Genomic DNA, 1,305 nt, shown 5'->3' on the forward strand with positions numbered 1-1,305 from the left:
CTGCGCAGCAATGACAACTGGCTGAACGCTTACTGCTACCCGTGGGGCAATGCGCAGATCGCCGGCACCAACCAGATCCGCGATACCGGCGACGTGTATCACCCTCTGCCGATCGAGCTGCACGACAACGTCAATAACCTCTGGGGCGCCCTGGACGGGATCTTCTATATCAGCGGCTTCAACAATGCCGTTGAGAACACATTCACCCTGGACAGTCACGACTACGTGGTGATCCAGGACGTCGCCCGCAATGGCTTCACCGATTACTACGCACTGAGGCTCGACAACTGATGGCTTATTACAGCGGATCTGCCGTCGATATGGCTGCTGTACGCACCGCCTTGGTCTCCGCGTGCACGGCTGATGGCTGGAGCTGGGATTCCTTTGCGGAGGTTCTGAGTAAGGATGGCGTCTTCGTGCGATTGCGCGTGCAAGACGGATATCTGGAGCTGCTTGGACGGACCTCTGCGAGTGGAGGTGCCGCCCCCGGCGTTGTTCGCATGGGCCCGATGATTGCCGATGCGATGACGTACCCGGTTTCGTACGACGTGTTCGTATTCGAGGCCGAGGTATACATGGTGATTAACTATTCTGTTGATCGTTTCCAGTTCTGCGGTTTTGGCAAATCGACTGCTCAGGGGTTACCTGGTACCGGTAACTGGGTGATGGCCACTCAAGGGAATACACCACCCAATGTTGGCTTTACGATAGACGCAACGTCCGGTGGTTCAAGCGGTTATATCACCGCCACGCCAATGCCCTTCTGGGGGACAATCCGTGGGTCACTCAGTTCCGGCGCCAACGACAACTGGTGGCTTCATGCCGACTTGGATGGTATGGGTTGGTTGCCAGCGACGAACGCAAACGCGAGCGCTGTCGGTGTGAGTGCAGCAGCCCCGCTGATTGGGCTGCTGCCCAATTCGTGGAACAGCGAAGCCGTATTACTTCCGATTCGGGTGTTTCAGCAGCGCACTCCTAACAAGAACTCCCTGACTGCTGAGCTGCTCAACGCCAGATGGACCCGGAATGACAACTATGACCCTGGTCAAGTAGTCGACATTGGCGGCGATCGCTGGAAAATCTTTCCTGGGTATGTGAAGAACATACTGGCGCGCAATGGAGTTAACCGGGGCTTTCACTCGGGCACCTTTGCCTGGGCAGTACGGTATGAGGGGCCATAAAAATGGCCCTGCTCTCTGCACAACGCGTCCTACCAACGCTGGGTGGTGTTAGTAACCCATATATTACGGTCGGGATTGATTCGTTCGGTTGGGCTGTTATTCCAGGCGCGAGTACTGCCCAGGC

1 protein-coding gene and 1 pseudogene are annotated in these 1,305 nt (G+C 56.6%); both read left to right on the top strand.

Features of this window, described 5'->3' with window-relative positions; genetic code table 11:
• Window positions 1-291: pseudogene (locus BM186_RS26025) on the top strand (hypothetical protein); the annotation flags it as partial.
• On the top strand, window positions 291-1,181 hold the full coding sequence (locus BM186_RS26030; RefSeq protein WP_074919347.1) for a hypothetical protein: 891 nt from the start codon (window positions 291-293) through the stop codon (window positions 1,179-1,181). The pseudogene BM186_RS26025 and the gene BM186_RS26030, both read left to right, overlap by 1 nt.
• Window positions 1,182-1,305: the final 124 nt, after the last annotated feature.

The sequence above is a fragment of the Ectopseudomonas toyotomiensis genome (assembly GCF_900115695.1).
Classification (GTDB): Bacteria; Pseudomonadota; Gammaproteobacteria; order Pseudomonadales; family Pseudomonadaceae; genus Aquipseudomonas; species Aquipseudomonas toyotomiensis.

What these genes read in the sequence shown, in the direction of transcription:
- BM186_RS26030 (WP_074919347.1), top strand. Translation starts at nt 291, where the DNA reads ATGGCTTATTACAGCGGATCTGCCGTCGATATGGCTGCTGTACGCACC.